Annotated in this window: 12 protein-coding genes; 6 read left to right on the forward strand and 6 right to left on the reverse strand. The window is 69.9% G+C overall.

From position 1 onward, the window contains the following. Positions 1-8: 8 nt before the first annotated feature. Together mobA and BSZ36_RS13655 are read right to left on the reverse strand one after the other, a co-directional pair. On the reverse strand, positions 9-578 hold the full coding sequence (mobA, locus tag BSZ36_RS13650) for a molybdenum cofactor guanylyltransferase (RefSeq protein ID WP_094549893.1): 570 nt from the start codon (positions 576-578) through the stop codon (positions 9-11). Further along, positions 562-930: a DUF7009 family protein gene (locus BSZ36_RS13655; RefSeq protein ID WP_094549895.1), complete on the reverse strand. Its 369-nt coding sequence runs from the start codon at positions 928-930 to the stop codon at positions 562-564. Before BSZ36_RS13655 ends, mobA begins: the two co-directional genes overlap by 17 nt. A gap of 133 nt (positions 931-1,063) precedes the next feature. On the opposite strand from BSZ36_RS13655, the gene BSZ36_RS13660 reads away from it, so the two are divergent. Then, positions 1,064-1,681, forward strand: coding sequence for a malonic semialdehyde reductase (locus BSZ36_RS13660; protein ID WP_094549897.1), 618 nt, complete (start codon positions 1,064-1,066; stop codon positions 1,679-1,681). A gap of 18 nt (positions 1,682-1,699) precedes the next feature. On the opposite strand, the gene fdhD is transcribed toward BSZ36_RS13660, so the two are convergent. Further along, entirely contained in the window at positions 1,700-2,572 is an 873-nt protein-coding gene (gene fdhD, locus BSZ36_RS13665; protein ID WP_094549899.1) for a formate dehydrogenase accessory sulfurtransferase FdhD, read from the reverse strand. A 197-nt stretch (positions 2,573-2,769) separates the two neighbouring features. Here fdhD and BSZ36_RS13670 point away from each other — a divergent pair, with 197 nt between their 5' ends. The 3 genes from BSZ36_RS13670 to BSZ36_RS13680 are packed head-to-tail and all read left to right on the forward strand — an operon-like array spanning position 2,770 to position 9,417. Continuing rightward, a complete protein-coding gene (locus BSZ36_RS13670) occupies positions 2,770-4,467 on the forward strand; it encodes a fatty acyl-AMP ligase (protein WP_179271198.1) in 1,698 nt (565 codons plus the stop codon). Positions 4,468-4,471: 4 nt separating this feature from the next. Next, on the forward strand, positions 4,472-8,752 hold the full coding sequence (locus BSZ36_RS13675; protein ID WP_094549903.1) for an amino acid adenylation domain-containing protein: 4,281 nt from the start codon (positions 4,472-4,474) through the stop codon (positions 8,750-8,752). Then, complete coding sequence (locus BSZ36_RS13680) at positions 8,707-9,417, forward strand: 4'-phosphopantetheinyl transferase family protein (protein ID WP_143536901.1); 711 nt, start codon at positions 8,707-8,709, stop codon at positions 9,415-9,417. Before BSZ36_RS13675 ends, BSZ36_RS13680 begins: the two co-directional genes overlap by 46 nt. Here the strand turns inward: BSZ36_RS13680 and BSZ36_RS13685 are convergent. Next, on the reverse strand, positions 9,414-9,902 hold the full coding sequence (locus BSZ36_RS13685) for a helical membrane plugin domain-containing protein (protein WP_094549907.1): 489 nt from the start codon (positions 9,900-9,902) through the stop codon (positions 9,414-9,416). The two genes, BSZ36_RS13680 and BSZ36_RS13685, sit on opposite strands and share 4 nt — an antisense overlap. 244 nt (positions 9,903-10,146) lie before the next feature. After that, positions 10,147-13,344, reverse strand: a complete 3,198-nt coding sequence (gene fdhF / locus BSZ36_RS13690; RefSeq protein WP_094549909.1) for a formate dehydrogenase subunit alpha — start codon at positions 13,342-13,344, stop codon at positions 10,147-10,149. A gap of 165 nt (positions 13,345-13,509) precedes the next feature. On the opposite strand from fdhF, the gene BSZ36_RS13695 reads away from it, so the two are divergent. Together BSZ36_RS13695 and BSZ36_RS13700 are read left to right on the forward strand one after the other, a co-directional pair. Next, entirely contained in the window at positions 13,510-14,034 is a 525-nt protein-coding gene (locus BSZ36_RS13695) for a DUF1440 domain-containing protein (RefSeq protein WP_094549911.1), read from the forward strand. Positions 14,035-14,049: 15 nt separating this feature from the next. After that, positions 14,050-14,550 carry a DinB family protein gene (locus tag BSZ36_RS13700; protein ID WP_094549913.1) on the forward strand — a complete coding sequence of 167 codons (501 nt, stop codon included), beginning with the start codon at positions 14,050-14,052 and terminating at the stop codon, positions 14,548-14,550. 300 nt (positions 14,551-14,850) lie between these two features. Here BSZ36_RS13700 and BSZ36_RS13710 read toward each other — a convergent pair whose 3' ends face one another. Next, positions 14,851-16,644 (reverse strand): DUF2339 domain-containing protein, encoded by a 1,794-nt coding sequence (locus BSZ36_RS13710; RefSeq protein ID WP_094549918.1) that lies wholly within the window; start codon positions 16,642-16,644, stop codon positions 14,851-14,853. Positions 16,645-16,657: the final 13 nt, after the last annotated feature.

The following is a 16,657-nucleotide window of genomic DNA, read 5'->3' on the forward strand; positions in this document are numbered from 1 at the left end:
GCGTGCCTCTACGGCTCCAGTTCGCTCGCGGGCGGGAGGTTGACGTTGCGCATCGCGGCCGCGTCCAGCGCCACGCCGTGCACGGTCAGGAGGTCGAGCAGCGCGAACATCGCGAGGTCGCCTCTGGCGATCTGCTCCTCAACGACCGGCGCCACGGCCTCGACACGCCAGAGGCCGCAGACGGGCTGCATCCGGTCGCCGGGCTCCTGCGCGATAAAGGCGTCTGCGTCGCCAGAGGCCGCTTCCAGAAGCGGCGTCAGCGCCTCTGGCGTGAGGTGCGGCATGTCCACGGCCGCCGCCAGAAGCCACGGCGTCTGCGTCGCGGCCAGCCCGGCCGCGAGGCCCGCCAGCGGCCCGCCGTCGGGGACCGAATCGGTCACGACCTCAGCGCGGACGGGGTACGGCCTCGGCGTGGGGCCGGTCGCGATGAGCACGCGGCTCGCCAGAGGCTCCAGGGCCATGAAGACGCGCTCGACGAACGAGAGGCCGCCCACGTCGGCGAGGGCCTTGTCGCTGCCGAACCGGCGGCTCTTGCCGCCCGCGAGGATGAGCGCGGTAACGTTAGACGGAGTCAGCAAGGGGGTTCGGGAAGGCGTCCAGTTCGTCCGGGCGCTTGTGGAGGCACGCGAAGTCCTTCTCGACGAGGATCGCGAGCGTGCGCCCGTCGCCCGCGTCCTGCTCGCCGCTGAAGCCGACCTCGTCGCCCCCCGCCCACGGGCCGATCCACGCCTCGGGCACGAGCACGGTCACGCCTCTGGCGTCCATCTCGACGCGGAGGTCGCCTCCGCCAGAGGCGCGGAGGCCGTACGCGAGCGCAGCCTCTGGCGCGACGCGCATCGCGCTCTCGACGGCGCCGGTTTCGGCGAGCGTCTTGACCTCGGTCTGAGTCAGGCGGAGGCGGATGGAGTCGCCCTTGATACGGAGTTTCATAGCGGTCGGCGGTGGCGGCGATCTCACGCGTGGCCTCGCGCGAGGGTCCGGCAGGCGGCACCTCGTTCGCATAAGCTTGTTGAAACAAATAAATGGTCCACATCGCTCAAGCCGCCACCGATCCCCTATCCGCATGCAGGTCCTCCCCGACACCTCCGCTCTCCTCGCCCTCGACTCCGAGGCGCAAGACCTCCTCTTCCGCGAGGCGCACACGACGTACACCTTTGCCGACGAGCCCGTGACGGACGAGCAGGTCCGCGCCATCTACGACCTCGTCCGCTGGGCGCCCACGGCCGTCAACGGCCAGCCGCTCCGCGTGCTCCTCGTCCGCTCCGGCGACGCGCGCCAGAGGCTCGTCCCGTTCATGATGGACAGCAACCAGGGCAAGGTCGCGACCGCGCCCCTCGTCGCCGTCCTCGCCTACGACACGGACTTCCACGAGAACCTCCCGCGCCTCCTCCCGCACGCGCCGGGCGCGAAGGACTGGTTCGCGCAAGAGGCCCCGCGCGTCGCCTCGGCGCACGAGAACGCGGCGTTGCAGGCGGCTTACTTCCTCCTCGGCGTCCGCGCCGCCGGTCTCGGCGCCGGCCCCATGAGCGGGTTCGACGCCTCTGGCGTCGACGCCGAGTTCCTCGCGGACACGTCGTGGCGCTCGTTCATGGTCGTCACTCTCGGCGTCCCCGCTGAGGAAGGCGCGTGGCACCCGCGCAGCCCGCGGATGGACTACGAGGAGGTCTTCCACGAGGTCTAGCGAGTCCCGCCTCTGGCGTCAGCGGTCACCAGAGGCGCTCAGATCGAGCCGCTCGGCGCCCGCATAGACGTTGAAGCGTCCGTCGCGGACGAACCCGAGCAGCGTCATGCCGTGCTCCCGCGCGAGGTCCGCCGCGAGCGACGACGGCGCACCGACCGCGGCCAGGACGGAGATCCCTGCCACGAGCGCCTTCTGCGCCAGCTCAAAGCTCGCGCGCCCGCTCACGAGCACCACCGCCTGTGGCGGGACGGTCTCGCCAGAGGCGAAGTAGGAGCCCACGAGCTTGTCGACGGCGTTGTGCCGCCCCACGTCCTCGCGGACGCGCAGGAGGTCGCAAGAGGCCCCGCCGCCCGACACGCTGAACAGCGCCGCAGCGTGGAGCCCGCCGGTCTGCTCGAAGACGTCCTGCGCCTCGCGTAGCAGAGCGGGCATCGCGTGGATGGCCTCTGGCGTGAGCCTCGGCCCCGGCGCCAGAGGCGCCCCGGTGATGACTCCGACCGCCTCCAGCGAGGCCTTGCCGCACACGCCGCAGCTGGAGGTCGTGTACACGTGCCGCTCCAGCCGTCCGGCGTCGAACGTGACGCCAGAGGCGAGCCGAACGGCGACGATGTTGGGGTCGGTCTGCCCCCCCTGGATCGGCGCGTGGAACGCGTCCAGCACGTCCTCTGGCGACCGGATCACGCCCTCACCGACGAGAAAGCCGACCGCGAGGTCGGCGTCGTGGCCGGGCGTCCGCATGGTCACCGCGAGGCGCTGCACGCGATCGCCCCACATCAGGCGGATCTCCAGCGGCTCCTCTGCCGCGAGCCAGTCATCGGCCGTCTCGGCCTGCCCGCCGCGCACGCGCACAACAGGGAGCGCGCGGGCGCCAGAGGTAGAGAGCAACGGCATGGGAAGAGAGGGGCCTCTGGCGCTGGAAGCGCGCGCCAGAGGCCTCGTGTAGGCCCTCGCGTGGCCTCGCGTTCCCCGGGCGCGCACTCGGGGGAGTTCGGGGCCGCAGACCCTCTGTTTTTTGCGGGCCGGGCCCTATCTGTACGGATATAAAAGTCCGGCCTAGTAGTTTCCCCTACTTCCCAAGCCATTGCCCTGTGTCTCAGCCCTCTACTCTCGTCGACATCCTGCTGGAGCGCGCCTCTCAAGAAACGGCCGCCCCTGTGATCTACCTCCCGGATGGTGAGAGCGACGAAGTGCGGCTCACCTATGGTGAGATCGACCGCCATGCGCGAGCGCTCGCAGCGCAGTTGCAGACGATGACGCAGCCTGGGGACCGCGCGATGTTGCTCTTCGCGCCCGGGCACGAAGCCATCCTGGGGTTCTTCGGCGCGCTCTACGCAGGCCTGTATCCGGTCCCGGTTCTCCCGCCGCGCCCGGGCCAGTCTCCGGACGACCTCCTCTCCTTCGCCGCCGATTCCAAGCCATCGGTCCTGCTGACCTCGGCCGCGATTGCCCCCATGATCCAGGGCATGCTCGCGGCCACGGGCTCGCAGACGCCCGTCGTGGCGGCCGACGCGCCAGAGGCCTCTGGCGACGATTGGACGCGCCCGGACGTTTCGCGGGACGACATCGCGACGCTGCTCTATACCTCGGGCTCGACGCGGCGCCCTCGTGGGACGCGCCTCACGCACAGGGTCATCATCGACCGCTTGCGCCCGTTGAAGGAAATGATGGAGCGCATCAGCGGGCACGAGTCCCCCATCGTCTCGTGGGCTCCACTGAGCCACGCGATGGGCCTGTTTGCGAACGTGCTCCAGCCACTCTACTGCGACCGCACGGCCGTTATCCTCTCACCAGTGGCGTTCATGGAGAAGCCCACGCGGTGGCTCCACGCTATTACGCGTTACGAAGGAGGCATCACGACGGCCCCCAACTTCGCGCTCCAGATGTGTGTGGACCGCAGCACGCCAGAGGACCGCGAGGGGCTCGACCTCAGCACGTGGAAGGCGATCGCCCTCGGCTCTGAAGCCATTCGCCTGGACACGCTCGACGCCTTCGCCGAGATGTACGAGCCCTACGGCTTCGACCGGCGCGCGTACCAGATGGCCTACGGCATGTCCGAGGGCTTCGGCGTCGGCACGTTCTACATCGAACAAGCCCCGGATGCGCCGGTCCACCTCGCCACGGCCTTCGACCGCGACGAACTCCTGGACGGCCGCGCGGTCGCCGTCTCGCCAGAGGCCCCTGGCGCGCAGATGATCGTGCGCTGCGGGATTGTGCCTCCCAATGAAGACCGCACCGTAACTGTTTTCGATCCCGAGACGCACCTCCCTCTTCCCGAGGGCCGCGTCGGCGAGATGTGGATCCGAGGGGCCAGCGTGGCGGACGGCTACTGGGAGAACCCGGAGGCAACCGCCGAGACGTTTGGCGGCGTCCGCGCCGATACCGGCGAGGGAGGCTACCTCCGCAGCGGCGACCTCGGGTTCTACCACGAGGGGCAGCTGTACGTCGCCGGGCGGCTCAAGGACATGATCATCGTGCGCGGCAAGAACCTGTACTCCGTGGACGTGGAGGCCCTTGCTGAGAACTCGCACCCGGCGCTGGTGCAGGGCGCGAGCGCGGCGTTCTCAATCGAGGAGAACGGCGAGGAGCAACTCGTCACGATCGTCGAGACGGAAGAGGCGGAGCCCGACGTCGAGAGCATCGCGAGCGCCGTGCGCCAGGCCGTTGGAGAAGCGATCAACCTGCCCGTGCTCTCCGTCGTCGTTGTGGAAGCGGGAAGCTTGCCGCGGACGCGCTCGGGGAAGATTCAGCGGTACAAGGCACGCGAGCAGTTCCTCGCCGCCCGGTAGTCCCATGAAGATCCTCGGCATCAGCCAGCTCGGCGCCTCTGGCGACGGCTCCGCCCTCCCGCTCCAGACCGATACCGAAGCCACCGTTGCACGCCTCTGGCGAGAGGTGCTGAAGGTCGAAACCCTCGGGCGCGACGATCACTTTTTCGTGGTTGGCGGAAGCTCCATCGGCGTGGCACAGGTAGCTGCGCGCGTGCGCGAGGCGTACGGCGTGGATGTGCCCCTGGACGCGCTTTTCCGCATCCCGACCGTTGCCGGCATGGCCGCCGCGGTCGACGAAGCCCTGGAGCGCGCCGCAGCGCCAGAGGCCGACGCGGCGGTCCCGCTCGTGGCCTCTGGCGAGGGTGACGCCCCGCTCACGCCCGCGCAGGAGCGGATGTGGATGCTCCACCGTCTGGACCCTGACGGCACGGCTTATACCATCGCGGGCGCCGTTCGCCTAAAGGGCCAGGTGGATGCCGAGGCGCTAGAGGCCGCCTTCGGCGCGCTCGTCCAGCGCCACCACGGACTCCGGACGCGGTTCGTCACCGAAGATGGGGGCCTGGTGCAGCGGCTAAGCGAACCCGACTACGCGCTTACCGCCGTGGACCTTCGCGCCTATCCAGAGGCCGAGCGGGAGACGATGCTGAGTGGCAAGATGGGCGCCGTGGTCCGCCGCCCGTTCAACCTGGAAAGCGCGGCGCACCTCCGCACAGTGCTCTACCGCCTCGCGGACGACACCTCCGTGCTCTTGCTCACGATGCCGCACATCGTCGGCGATGCGTGGTCGCTGGGCGTTCTCCTGGGCGAGCTGTCGGCCGTTTACGGTGGCCTCTCGCCAGAGGCGCTGCCGCCGCTAGAGGTGCAGATGACCGACGTGGCGCGGTGGCAACGCCAGAGGCTGGAGTCGGGCGCACTGGAGCCGCAGCGCGCGTACTGGCTGGAGCAGTTGGCAGGCGTGGAGCCGCTGGACCTTCCCACGGACCGCGTGCGCCCTCGGGAGCAGCGCTTCGAGGGTGCGATGGTCTCGCGGCCTCTGGCGCCAGAGGTGCTGGAGGGGCTCCGGCGCGTAAGCCAGGCCAACGGCGCAACGCTGTTCATGACGCTTCTGGCGGCTTTCCAGGTATTTCTCCACCGGTGGACGGGCAGCGCGGACGTGGCCGTTGGTGTGCCCATCGCGGGCCGCGAGACGCCGGAGATGGAGCGCCTCGTCGGGCTGTTCCTCAACACGATTGTGCTTCGCGCGGACCTGGCGGGCAACCCGCGCTTCGAGGACGCGCTGAGCGGCATCCGGGAGACCGTCGTCGACGCGTTTGCCAACCAGGCGTATCCCTTTGCAGAGTTGATCGGCGACCTCCACCCGGAGCGCGATCCGAGCCGCCCGCCGCTCGTCTCGGTGATGTTCAACCACATCAACGTGCCGCTCCCGACGACGCAACTCGGCGGCGTGGAGATGGAGCCGGTGGACCTCGACCGCGGCGGCGCGCAGTTCGAGCTTGTCGGCATCGTGACCGAGTTGGCCGGGATGGAGTCCCTACAGTTCGAGTACCCCACGGCGCTGTTCGACGCGGCGACGATGGAGCGCCTGCTCGACCGGTTCCACGCGCTTCTCGTCGCGCTTGCGCACGCGCCAGAGGCCCGCATCGGGGACCTCCCCGTGATGCCCGAGGACGAGGCCCGCGCGATGCTCACCGCCTGGACCGGTCCTGACACGCCTCTGGCGGCCGAAACCGCGCACGAGCTCGTGCACGCCCAATCCCTCCGCACGCCCGACCGTGTCGCGGTCCGCGACGGTGAGATCGCCCTCACTCACGGCGACCTCGACGCCCGCGCGGAGGCGGTCGCGGTCCTCTTGCGCGCCAGAGGCCTCGGGCCGGGAGACCGTGTCGCGCTCCACATACCCCGCGGCGCCTCGGCGGTTGTAGCGCTGCTGGGCGTCTTGAAGTCGGGCGCGGCGTACGTCCCGCTGGACCCCGGGTACCCGGCCTCGCGCCTCGCGTTCATGCTGGAAGACAGCGGCGCGCGCCTGGTCCTCACCGCGCACGGCCTCGCGCCTCTGGGAGATGTACCCACGCTCACCCTCGCGCCCGACGGCTCGCCTCTGGCGACGGAGGCTCAGTCCGCCGGGGGTGAACCGCGGGACGCAGCGCCAGAGGCCGCGTACGTCCTGTACACGTCAGGATCGACAGGTCAGCCCAAGGGGGTGATCGGGCTCCACCGCGGCATCGTCAACCGTATCGGGTGGATGGAGGCGGCGTTCCCGTGGCGCGAGGGCGAGGTGGCGGTGCAAAAGACCGCGCTCTCGTTCGTGGACAGCGTGTGGGAAATCCTGGGGCCTCTGGCGGCAGGCGTTCCCCTCCACGTCGTTCCGCCAGAGGCCGTGCGCGATCCGGCGGCGTTCGTGGACGCTCTGGCGGAAACAGGCGCCACGCGGGTCGTCCTCGTGCCCTCGCTGCTCCGCGCGATCCTGGACCGCGCGCCGGACCTCGGCGAGCGCCTACCGCGCCTCACGCTCTGGACCGCCAGTGGCGAGCCCCTCGCGGCAGACCTCGCCGCGCGCTTTGCCCGTGCGCACCCCACGGCAACGCTGCTCAACCTCTACGGATCGACGGAGGTCTCCGCCGATGTGACGGCGCACGTCCTCGCGCCAGAAGCAGCACCGCCAGAGGCCTCTGGCGCGACGGTCCCCATCGGCCGCGCGATCTCGAACACGCAACTCGTCGTCGTGGACGGGTACGGCAATCCGGTCCCGGCGGGCGTGCCGGGCGAGCTCTTGGTCGGCGGCGCAGGCGTAGCGGGCGGCTACCACGCGCGGCCCGGCCTCAGCGCAGAGCGCTTCGCGTCCAACCCGATCGCCTCAGGGCCGGTATTCCGCACCGGCGACCGAGTCGTTTCGGACGCCAGCGGCTCGCTGCGTTTCCTCGGCCGCGTGGACCGGCAGGTCAAGGTCCGCGGCGTCCGTGTGGACCCGGCGGGGGTCGAGGCCGTTCTCAGTTCGCACCCCGACGTGAGCGCCTGCGCCGTCGTCCCGTTCTCGCGCGCGGACGCCGCGCCAGAGGCCCACGAGCTTGCGGCTTACGTGGTCCTCTGGCGCGGCGACACAGCTTCCGGCAGTACGACAGCAGGCTTGCGCGACTTCCTCGCGTCCCAGCTTCCGTCCGCCGCCGTCCCGACCGCCGTGGTGCTCCTGGACGCGCTGCCGCAGCTTCCCAACGGCAAGCTGGACCGAGGCGCGCTGCCCGAGCCCCTGGCGGAGGTCACGCCAGAGGCCGCCTACGAAGCACCGCAGGGCGAGATGGAGAAGCGCCTTGCGTCGGTCTGGCAGGCGGCCCTCGGCGTGGAGCGCGTGGGGCGCCACGACGATTTCTTCGACCTCGGGGGACACTCCCTCCTAGCGGCGCAGATCGCCGTTCGAATTGAGGCCGAGTTGGGCGTCTCGTTCCCGCTCGTGACGTTTTTCCACGCCCCGACCGTCGCGCAGATCGCCGAGCGGCTGAGTGCCGAGACGGAATGGACGCCCCTCGTGGCTCTCCAACCTGAAGGCGAGCGCCCCCCGCTGTTTTGCGTGCATAGCATGGCCGGGCACGTGCTTTCGTTCCGCGAGCTCGCCCATCGCCTCGGACCGGACCAGCCGTTTTATGGCATCGAGGCACGAGGCATCGACGGGCGCCAGAGGCTCGCGACCACCATTGAGGAGATGGCCGTGGACTACATCCGGGAGATTCGCAGCGTCCAGCCCGCAGGCCCGTATTACCTCGCGGGCTCCTCGTTTGGGGGCGCCGTCGCGTTCGAGATGGCGCAGCAATTACAGGCCTCTGGCGAGACCGTTGGGCTCCTCGCCCTACTAGACAGCCGGCCGCCTCTGGCGCAGTCCCGCCTGACCAAAGCGCGGCAGGTGGCGCGGCACGCGGGATGGCGCGCACGCGTCGAATGGCGGCGAGCGCGATCCGGCCCTGCGGCCTACGTCCGCGCAGGTGCTCAGCGCGCACGGCGCGTGGGAACGCGGGCACCTACCGTCCTCCGCGACACCTCACGGCCGGACGTGCACCGCCGGCTTATGACGGCCTGCCACGATGCGCTCATGGCGTACCGGGTGCGACCGTATCGCGGCAACACGGTCCTGTTCCGGACCGCGCCCGCATACGGGGTCCCCCTGGCGACCCAGTGGTCCGACGTGATCCCTGAGGGCCTGCGCATCTACCCGACCCCTGGAACGCACAACGACTTTCTAGAGCCCCCACACGTAGAGCCTCTGGCGAAGTGCCTGATGGAGGAACTCAAGGCGGCGCAGAACGGCGCGACGTGAGCGCGCGGCCGGCCTCTGGCGAGGTTCACGTGTGGACCATAGACCTCGCCAGAAGCGCACAAAGCGGCATTCTCAGCGCCGACGAAGAAGAGCAAGCCCGACGCTACCGCTTCGCGGCCGACGGGCGGCGCTTTACCGCGCGACGTTGTGCGCTCCGCCAGATCCTCGGCGCGGCACTCGGCATTGCGCCAGAGGCCATCGCCTTCCGTACGGATGCCTGGGGAAAGCCTGCGGTGACTTCTGGCGACGTGGGCTTCAACCTCACGCACGCAGGCGACCACGCGATGATTGCCGTCGCCAGAGGCCAGGCGGTCGGTGTAGACCTAGAGCGGCGCCGGCCGTGGGAGGAGGTCCGGGTTCTGTTGCCTGTCGTGTGCTCCCCGGCGGAGCAAGAGCTTTTGGCACTAGCTCACGCCCCGGCCGATCTATTCGCACAGCTCTGGGTGTGGAAAGAGGCCGCGCTCAAGGCCTCTGGCGATGGGTTCTCGCGCGATCCACGAACCCTCGACGCGCTCGATGCTCGGGACGCGACCAAGCCGCTGTGGCGCGATGGCAATCGCCTCTGGCGCCTCCATCCTCTCGCGGCGCCAGAAGGGTATCGGGCGGCAGTCGCGGCACCGCCCGATGCGCACATCGTGCAGCGCGCGTGGCCGCCAGAGGCCTAAGGCTCGGCGCCGTCCTTGCCGTCGTGGCTGGAGTAGACCGGCGGCTGCGGATCGCTGAGCTGCGTCCCGAGCGTGCCGAGAAGCGTGAGCGCGGCGTCGAGCCCGCGGCGCACCTCGGGCTGTCGCAGCTTTTTGAGGACCGTCAGCGAGCCGGGCGCGTCGTCCTTTTCCTCCAGCCGCTCGCCGGCAGCCTCCAGCCCGCGGTCCAGCGCGACGACAAAGCGGTCCAGCCCGTCGGCGTCGATCCGGCCGAGGAGCTTGGCGAGGACGAGGAGGTTCGCGATCCCGTTGCGGCCCTCGTCGGTGTTGAGGCCGTCCAGCACGACCGCCATGACGTCTTGTAACTGCGCCAGAAGCCCGTTCAGCGTCCGCAGCGTGCCCGAGGTGTGGAGCGTTTCGAGCAGCCGCGCGAGGTCATCCGCAGCCGTGAACGTCTGCTGGCCGGGCGGCCCGGGCGGGTAGTCGTAGGTAATCGGGGAGGCCATCGCGGGAAGGGACTAGGGACGTGGGGCTGGGGACTTGCGGCGCCTCTGGCGAGAGCGCGGCGCCAGAGGCTACAGCCCTGAGACGAGTGTCGCTGGACCCCGCAGGGTAGACAGAGGCAGCGCGAGCGAAGCGGTCTGGTGGGTTCAAGCTCGGCGTCGCGAGATCGCCGCGCTTCGCTCGCGATGACACCGGTTGGGGGAGAGAGGACGGAGCTCAGGCTTCTGGCGCCAGAGGCGCCGCGGGCTAGGTCTGGCTCTGCGTGTACCCGACGGGCGGGCGCTGGATGACGGGAAGCTCGTAGTCCGGCCGGTCCCACTTCCGCTGCACCTCCACGCCGTCCTGCGGGGTGGGGGTGCCGTAGCGGTGGTGCGTGAGCTTGATGGGCCTCTTGCGGCGCTCGCCGGTTGGCGGGCCGTCTAGCTTGACCATCTTGACCGCTAGCTCCTTGTAAGCGGGCGTGTGGCTGTCCGGGTCCACCACGCTCGACGTGAGGTAGTTGACGGCGTGCTCGGCCGACGACAGCGGCATGTACAGTTCGTTGTCGCGCACCTGATCGCTTACGAGCACCTGCGCCTTGACGGCGCCGCGCCGCGAGATGAGCCGCACCCAATCGCCGGTGTCCAGGCCTCTGGCGCTCGCCAGAGGCTCGGCGACCTCGACGTAGGTGCCGGGCACGATGGAGTTGAGCCCGGCCGACTTGTGCGTCTGGTTGCCGACGTGGAAGTGCTCCAGGTTGCGGCCCGTGTTGAGGTGCAGGTCGTACTCGTCGTCGGGCTGGTCGCTGGGCTCGGTCCATTCCAGCGGGTAGAGCCGCGCCTTGCCTTCGGGGAGGTGGAACTCCTCGGTGTAGAGGAGCGGCGTGTCGGTCCCGTCTTCGGCGACGGGCCAGCAGAGGCTTTTGTAGCCCGCGAGGCGCGCGTAATTGACGCCCGCGAAAAGAGGCGTCGTGGCGGCGACCTCGTCCATGATGTCGCTCGGGTGCGTGTAGCCCCAGTCGTGGCCCAGGCGCTTCGCGAGGTCGGTCAGGATCTCCCAGTCGGGACGCGACTCCGCCAGAGGCTCCATCGCGCGGTACAGCCGCTGGATGCGGCGCTCTGTGTTGACGAATGTGCCGTCTTTCTCCAGGCTGGGCGAGGCGGCGAGGACCACGTCGGCGAACTCGGCGGACTTGGAGAAAAAGATCTCCTGGACGCAGAAGAAGTCCAGCTTGCTCAGCGCGTCTTGCACGTGGTGCGCGTCGGCGTCCACGAGCGCGATCTCCTCGCCGACGAGGAAGAGCGCCTTAAGCGAGCCCTCGTGGATGGCGTCGATCATCTCGCGGTTGTCCAGGCCCTTTTTGGCGCTCAGGCTCACGCCCCAGGCGTGCTCGTAGGTCTTGCGGGCCTCGTCGTCCTCCACCTTCTGGTAGCCGGGGAAGTACGTGTTGATCGACCCAAAGTCCGAGCAGCCTTGCACGTTGTTGTGGCCGCGGAGCGGGTAGCCGCCGGTCCCCGGCTTGCCGAAGTTGCCGGTCGCGAGGAGCAGGTTGGAGATCGCCGTGCTCGTGTCCGACCCCATCTTATGCTGCGTGACGCCCATCGCCCAGAGTGCGCAGACCGTTTCGGCGTGCGAGATCTGGTAGGCCGCGTCGCGCAGGGCCTCTGGCGAGAGGCCGGTCCGCTCGGCCGCGAACTCCAGCGTGAACGGCTCCAGGCTCTCGCGGTAGACGCTCTCGTGGTTCACCCACTGATCGAGAAAGGCGCGGTCCTCCCAGCCCTGATCAAAGATGTGCCGGGCGACGGCGCTGAGCCAGATGAGGTCCGTTCCCGGCTTCGGTTGCAGAAAGAGGTCGGCGCGCTGGGCCGTGAGGTGCGAGCGGATATCGGCGACGATGTGCGTCTGGCCGCGCTTCTTTTGCGCCGCGCGGAGGTGCGCCGCGAGGACAGGGTGCGATTGGTCCGTGTTGGTCCCCACCATCAGCACCAGATCCGCAGCGCGGATGTCGTCCATCGTGCCCGCGTCGCCGCCGTAGCCGACGGTCCGCCAGAGGCCCATCGTGGCGGGCGCCTGGCAGTAGCGGGAGCAGTTGTCCACGTTGTTCGTCCCGAAGACGGCGCGGGCCATCTTCTGCACGAGGTAGCTCTCCTCGTTGGTGGCCTTGCTGGAGGCGATAAACGCGACGCTGTCCGGCCCGTGCTCGTCGGCGATCGCGCGCATCCGCCGGGCGACCGTATCGAGCGCCTCGTCCCAGGTGGCCTCGCGGAAGGTCTCGGCCTCTGGCGAGGCGGGTACAGGGTGCGGGGTACCGGGTACATCGCCAGAGGCCTCTGGCGCCGACCCGTACCCCGTACCTCGTACCCCGTACCCCATTCCGCCAGAGTCACTCCGGATTAGCGGCGTGCGCAGGCGCTCGGGAGCGTTGACGAAGTCCCAGCCGAACTTGCCCTTGACGCACGTCGAGATGCCGTTGGCGGGGCCGTCGTGCGGCTCGATTTTGAGGATGCGGCGCTCGCGCGTCCACACGTCGAAGGCGCAGCCGACGCCGCAGTAGGTGCAGACCGTTTTGGTCTTCTGGACCGAGGCCTCGCGCATTTTCGCCTCGGCGTCGCTGAGCCCGAAGATGGGCTTGTTGCCGATAAACGGCTCGACGGCCTTGACCACGTCCACGGCGGGCTCGAAGACGTCGCGCTTGAGGTTCGTGAAGTGGCCTGCTTGGCCCATCATGGTCTTTTCCATGAGTGCGTTGCAGGGGCAGACCGTGACGCAGTGCCCGCAGCTCACGCACGAGGACTCGCCGGCCGGCGCGCCGCCGTCCCAGAGCACGCGCGGCACGTCCAGGTCCCACCCGATGCTGAGCGTTTCGGTCACCTGCACCTCTTGGCAAGCCTCGACGCACTTGCCGCAGAGGATGCACTGCGTGGGGTCGTACTGGTAGAACGGGTGGCTCGCGTCGATGTCGTACGGCTTGGGCTCGAACTCGTAGCGGAGGTGGTCGATCTCGACATGCTTGGTCGCGTTGTGGACCTCGCAGTCTCCGTTGTTCCGGTCGCAGACCGTGCAGTAGAGGTTGTGGTGGCCCAGGATGCGGTGCATCCCCTCCTCTCGGGCGTCGGCGGCCTCTGGCGCGAGGGTGTCGACGGTCATCCCGTTGTAGACTGGGACGGCGCAGGCGCGCGCGAGCTCGCCGTCGGCACGGACCCAGCAGGTGTCGCAGGTCTGGATGGGGCCGAGCGCGGGGTCGAAGCAGACGTGCGGCACGCTCACGCCGCCGGGCGCCCCGCTCATCGCCAGAGGCTCGCCGCGCTCGGCGTCGACCCGGTCGAGCAAGCCCGCCAGCCACTCGCCGTCGCGGCCCTCGACGGTCTGGCCGTTCACGACGAGCGTGACGGGCCGGAGCGTGGCGCCAGAGGCGTGTCCGTTGTGGGCCTGTGGCCCGGGTCTCTGGATGGGAGGGCGTTGCATCGCGCGCGGGATATCGGGGAGGGGTGCACGCTAGCGCTTCGCGCGCGGTTCATCAAGGCGGCGCGGCCTCTGGCGCCAGAGGCGCGATTCAGGGATTCCATGACGGTGGCGCGCGGACCTACACGCGGGGCGGGTCGTCTCAGGGCTGCACCTCTCCGATTACCCATGTCTGACCGTTCTCTCCTCAAAGGCGCCGTCGCCGGCCTCGTCGCCGGTGCCGTCGGCACGTTCGTCAAAAGCAAGGCCGAGCCCATCCTCCAGGACCTCGGCGAGAAGTGGTTTCCGCCCACGCACGCCGAGAAGGAGCTCCCGGGCGCCGACGTGCAGGGGCACCCCGACCGGATGCCGCCGGCCAAGATGGCGCAAGAGGCCACCGACGTGGTCGGCGTAAAGCTCTCGCGCGACGAGAAGATGAAAGCGCAGGAAGGCATCCACTGGGCCTTCGGGACAGGTGCGGGGCTGACGTACGGCGTCCTCGCGGAGATCACCGATATCGAGGTCGGCTTCGGCCTCCCCGCCGCGGGCGTCCTCTTCGCGGGCACGCACGGCTCCACGCTGCCTCTGGCGGGCCTGCAGGCCGACCCCGACGAGCTTCCCGATGCGTGGTGGGTGTGGGAGCTGGGCTCGCACCTCGTCTACGGCGCGACGGTGGAGCTCACGCGCCGCGCCGTCCGCCGCGCGCTGGGCTAGCCTCTGGCGCCGCTCATGTCCCAACCTGAAGTCTGGCTCCGCGGCCCTGTCGATGGTATCCCAGCGCTGCTCCAGCCCGTCGCGCACGCGCTGTTGCAGGCGCGCGAGGACGTGGCGGGGCTCGTGGCCGACCTGCCTGCCGACCGCCTCTGGCGGCGCCCTGGCGGTGCAGCCTCGGCGGGCTTCCACCTCCAACACCTCGCGGGCGTGCTGGACCGGATGCTGACCTACGCCAGAGGCGAGCCGCTCTCGGACGCCCAGTTCGCGCACCTTCACGCCGAGGGCGTGGAGGATCCCGCGCTCACGCCAGAGGCTCTATTCGACGCCTTCGCGGAGGGCGTGGACGCCGCGCTGGCCCAACTCCGCGCGACGGACCCGGCAACGCTCCCCGAGTGGCGCGGCGTCGGACGCGATCAGTTGCCCTCGACAGTCATCGGCACGCTGGTGCATGCGGCGGAGCACACGCAGCGCCACGTGGGACAGTTGCTGGTGACCGTCCGCGTGGTGAATGCATGAGCCTCTGGCGCCAGAGGTTCAGAAGTAGTGTGCATTCATCCGGCCGAGGAAGGCTCCTGTAATCGGATAGCCCGAGGCCGAGCCGATTACGGAATCGATCCCGCACGATGGGCAAAGTGCGGTCTCACCACCGTTCCCCTCATCAATCCACTCCGCCACAGCTTCAGGTGGATACACCGCCATACAGTAGAAGCACCCGCACCTCTCGCTACGCTCAATCTCCGCGCGATGCGACGATGAATGCCTGTGGGCGAGTATGTGAGAGTTTAGATGCATGGTGATTGCGAGGTGCCTCTGGCGCTACGCCTCCCGCTCCACCGGGACCGGCGGCAGGGGCGGCTCCGAGAGCCCGTCGCCCGGCGGATGCGGCGGCTCGCCGCTCGCGCCCGGCCCCTCGCCTCTGGCGGGACGCCCGCGCAAGAGGCTCGGCACGAGATAGCTGACGAGCAGGAGCAGCCCACCGAGGCCCATGAACAGCAGGATGCGCGAGAGCGCCGAAACCTGCGCCAGGTCAATCAGCAGCACCTTCGCGACCGTCACGAGAACCGTCCCGAGCCCGATGCTCCGCACCAGATCGTCGCCCAGCCGCAGGCCGACGACGACGAGCGCGATGCCGTACACGCCCCACGCCGCGCTCGTCAGCGACGTGCCGTTCGCCAGAGGCCCGAGCGCGACGCGCAGCCACGCGAGGATGACCAAGTGCGCCGCCGTCAGGTGGAAGCCTCTGGCGGAGGTGGTGCGGCCGGACGTGAAGCCGGTCCAGCCCAGCGCGCCTGCACCGAGCGCGGCGGCCAACAGGACACGCCAGAACTGCCCCGCCGCGAGGGGCTCCAGCGCTTGCTCGAACGGGAAGCCGACCGCGAAGGTCAGCAGCACGACGAGCACGAACGCTGCGCTCATCGCGAGCGCATGGCCCACGAGCGCCACGTCGCGCTGGTGATCGCGGCGTGCCACCCACACGAGCACACAGCCGAGCGCGGTCAGCGTTGCCGCCAGCCGCATGTCGTCGATGCCTAGCGCGCGGCCCGCGGCCCAGGCCACGAGGCCCGCCGACGCCAGCACCAGAGGCCCCGCCAGAGGCCGCACCGCCCGCGACGCCAGCGCGTAGCCGACGGCGAGCACCAGCGCGATGCCGACAAACGCCGGCGTCGTCCACGTCCACGCCGCGTCTACAAGCCCGATCAGCGCCAGAGGTGCCGCGAGGACCGCCAGCGAGACCGGTCGCAGGAGCGACGGCCATTTCTCGAACACCGGCTCCGCGAGAGCACCGAGCCTCTGGCGCCGGAGGACGGGCAGGATCCCCGTCGCGAGCCAGACCACGACGGCGCCGAGCGTAAACGCCAACCGGTCCGTGCCCGTCGCCTCGACCATCGCGGGCCAGATGCCCACGATCCACGCGACGAGGACCACGCCCCAGCCTCCGCCAGAGGCCGCGCCCACGAGCGCTGCCCACCCTTTCCGCCAGTACACCACACCCGCGCCGATCATGACGACGGCGAGGTAGCCCATCAGGAGCGCCATCTGCCCGCCCTCGCGGTAGAGCAGCAGCGGCGTCATCAGCGCGCCGAGCGTGCCCACGACCGAGAGCGCCGCGTCATCCTCGCGAGAGGCCAGCACTAGCGAAAAGACCGCCACGCCAGCCATCCCCGCGAGCGCGACCGAAGCCGGGAGCAGCGGGTACAGCGCCGAGGCCGTCCACAGCGCGCCGTAGAGCGTTGCGATGCCGCCGCCGGTGAGCAGCCGGCCCAAAACCGGCCTCTGGCGCCGCAGCCGGAGCCCCACGGCCACGAGCGCCGCGCCGAGCGCGCCCGCGCCACCAACGCGAACCGCCGCCGTCAGCCACCCGCGGTCCACGGCTTCCTTGAGCAAGAACAGCACGCCGACGAGGAACAGCGCGATGCCCACTTTGCCGAGCACGTCCTCGCTTTTGGCCTCGGCCCACTTGACGCGGAGGCCCGGGGGCGCCGCCGGCCTCTGGCGCGCGGGGCGAGCCTCGCCAGAGGCACGGGAGGGGCGGCGCGAGAGGCGCGCTTCAAGGTCGGCCACGCGCGCTTCGAGCGCGTCGAGGCGGGCCTGGAGGTCGGGATCGGGCATGGCGCGAACCTAC

The sequence above is a fragment of the Rubricoccus marinus genome (assembly GCF_002257665.1).
In the GTDB taxonomy this organism is placed as follows: Bacteria; Bacteroidota; Rhodothermia; order Rhodothermales; family Rubricoccaceae; genus Rubricoccus; species Rubricoccus marinus.